Here is a 3,341-nt window from a genome sequence, read left to right on the forward strand (position 1 = left end):
TAGTACCTCTCAGCTACATGCATTACTGCACTTCCACCTGAGGCCTATCTACGTGGTAGTCTCCCACGGGTCTTACCTTTCGGAGGAGATCTCTTCTTGTGGGGGGCTTCGCACTTAGATGCTTTCAGCGCTTATCCCTTCCATACGTAGCTACCCAGCTATGCCCTTGGCAGAACAACTGGTACACCAGAGGTATGTCCATCCCGGTCCTCTCGTACTAAGGACAGCTCCACTCAAATCTCCAACGCCCACAGCGGATAGGGACCGAACTGTCTCACGACGTTCTGAACCCAGCTCGCGTACCTCTTTAATGGGCGAACAGCCCAACCCTTGGGACCTACTTCAGCCCCAGGATGAGACGAGCCGACATCGAGGTGCCAAACACCCCCGTCGATGTGAACTCTTGGGGGGTATCAGCCTGTTATCCCCGGGGTAGCTTTTATCCGTTGAGCGATGGCCCTTCCACTCGGTACCACCGGATCACTAAGCCCGACTTTCGTCCCTGCTCGACTTGTCTGTCTTGCAGTCAAGCTCCCTTCTGCCTTTGCACTCTTCGCGCGATTTCCGTCCGCGCTGAGGGAACCTTTGGGCGCCTCCGTTACTCTTTAGGAGGCGACCGCCCCAGTCAAACTGCCCACCTGACACTGTCCCAGTACCGGATTACGATACATGGTTAGAATCCCAACGTTACAAGGGTGGTATCCCAACGGTGACTCCACCAATACTGGCGTACTGATCTCTTTGTCTCCCACCTATCCTGTACATGCAACGCCGAAACTCAATATCAAGCTACAGTAAAGCTCCACGGGGTCTTTCCGTCCTGCTGCGGGTAACCGGCATCTTTACCGGTACTACAATTTCACCGAGTCTATTGTTGAGACAGTGCCCAGATCATTACGCCTTTCGTGCGGGTCGGAACTTACCCGACAAGGAATTTCGCTACCTTAGGACCGTTATAGTTACGGCCGCCGTTTACTGGGGCTTAAGTTCTGTGCTTCTCCTCACGGATGACACTTCCCCTTAACCTTCCAGCACCGGGCAGGCGTCAGCCCCTATACTTCAGCTTTCGCTTTTGCAGAGACCTGTGTTTTTGGTAAACAGTTGCCTGGGCCTTTTCACTGCGGCCTGCCGAAGCAGGCACCCCTTCTCCCGAAGTTACGGGGTCATTTTGCCGAGTTCCTTAACAATAGTTCTCTCGCTCGCCTTAGGATTCTCTCCTCATCTACCTGTGTCGGTTTGCGGTACGGGCACCTCGGGTCTTGCTAGCGGCTTTTCTTGACAGCGTGAAATCGACTGCTTCCGGCTTACTTGCCACCCCGTAACGCCTCAGTATTGACTATGCGGATTTGCCTACATTGCCTACCTCGACGCTTGGACACGCTCTACCAGCGGCGTGCTCAGTCTATCCTTCTGTGTCCCCACTTCGCTTAAAACGACCTCCGGTGGTACAGGAATCTCTACCTGTTATCCATCGCCTACGGCTTTCGCCCTCGGCTTAGGTCCCGACTAACCCTGAGCGGACGAACCTTCCTCAGGAATCCTTAGATTTTCGGCGGGCAGGATTCTCACCTGCCTTGCGCTACTCATGCCAACATTCTCTCTCGTATACAGTCCACAAATCCTTACGAATTTGCTTCTTCCCAGTATACGATGCTCCTCTACCATACATTTCTGTATCCAAAGCTTCGGTAGTAAGTTTTAGCCCCGTTTATCTTCGGCGCAGAGCCACTCGACTAGTGAGCTATTACGCACTCTTTAAATGAGTGGCTGCTTCTAAGCCAACATCCTAGCTGTTTATGCAGCTCCACATCCTTTTCCACTTAACTTACATTTTGGGACCTTAGCTGTTGGTCTGGGCTGTTTCCCTTTCGACTATGAAACTTATCTCACATAGTCTGACTCCCACATATGATATTCCGGCATTCGGAGTTTGATAGTTTTCGGTAACCGGTGAAGGCCCCTAGAACATTCAGTGCTCTACCTCCGGGTATCTTTCTGTGAGGCTAGCCCTAAAGCTATTTCGAGGAGAACCAGCTATCTCCGAGTTCGATTGGAATTTCACCGCTATCCACAAGTCATCCCAACCTTTTTCAACAGATATGGGTTCGGTCCTCCATAACCTTTTACAGTTACTTCAACCTGCTCATGGATAGGTCACCCGGTTTCGGGTCTACAGCATGCAACTTCTCGCCCTATTAAGACTCGCTTTCACTTCGGCTCCAGTGCTTTACACCTTAACCTCGCTGCATACCATAACTCGTTGGCCCGTTCTACAAAAAGTACGAGGTCACTTGCGCTCCCTCTGCTTGTAAGCATAAGGTTTCAGGTTCTTTTTCACTCCCCTCCCGGGGTTCTTTTCACCTTTCCCTCACGGTACTATTCTCTATCGGTCACTGGGTAGTATTTAGGCTTGGGGGGTGGGCCCCCCGGCTTCAGACCGGGTTTCACGTGTCCGGTCCTACTCTGGATCCACTCTGCTCCTTGTCAATTTCGTCTACGGGACTTTTACCTTCTTCGGTTTGCCTTTCCAAACATATTCGACTATCAACAATGGATACATCTTGAGTGTCCGCAACCCCGATAGCAAGCTATCGGTTTGGCCTCTTTCCCTTTCGCTCGCCGCTACTTAGGAAATCGATGTTTCTTTCTCTTCCTACGGGTACTTAGATGTTTCAGTTCCCCGCGTTTCCTTCTCATAACCTATTGATTCAGTTATGGATACCTGTGCATTACCACAGGTGAGTTCCCTCATTCGGATATCTGCGGATCAGCAGATATTTGCTCCTCCCCGCAGCTTTTCGCAGCTTGTCACGTCCTTCGTCGGCTCCCAGTGCCAAGGCATCCGCCTTATGCTCTTCTTCACTTGACCTTTCGCTCGTTTTAATCCGTTCTGACTTTGTTGCTGCTCGCTCACTCCTCAGTTACATACCAATGTATGCGCCTTCCTCGCTCACTCGCGCGCCTCGTCATCTCCGAATTCTAACTTCGCGGTTCTTTGTGTACCATGTACAGCGCTTGCACATGGATTTTTGTTAAAGAATCTTTTCTGGTTTCTCGGTTGAAATCATAGAATTTACCCTTCGCTTGCTTTCGCTATGCTTTGTGTATTTTCTCGATTTCTCTCTTTTCTGTGTTTGTTTCTTGTTATTCAGTTTTCAAGGTACTTTGGTCTTTCGACCTTGGTGGGCTTGGGAGGACTCGAACCTCCGACCTCACGCTTATCAGGCGTGCGCTCTAACCACCTGAGCTACAAGCCCATACAGTTCATAGTGTAAAAATCTCGTCTCCTTAGAAAGGAGGTGATCCAGCCGCACCTTCCGATACGGCTACCTTGTTACGAC

1 tRNA gene and 1 rRNA gene are annotated in these 3,341 nt (G+C 50.8%); both read right to left on the reverse strand.

The features are described 5' to 3' along the window. Nucleotides 1-2,869: ribosomal RNA gene (locus D1151_RS16050) — 23S ribosomal RNA — on the reverse strand; the annotation flags it as partial. 311 nt (nucleotides 2,870-3,180) lie between these two features. Beyond that, nucleotides 3,181-3,257, reverse strand: a tRNA-Ile gene (locus tag D1151_RS16055). Between the last annotated feature and the right edge of the window lie 84 nt (nucleotides 3,258-3,341).

The sequence above is a fragment of the Emergencia sp. 1XD21-10 genome, assembly GCF_009936045.1.
Taxonomy (GTDB): Bacteria; Bacillota; Clostridia; order Peptostreptococcales; family Anaerovoracaceae; genus Senimuribacter; species Senimuribacter intestinalis.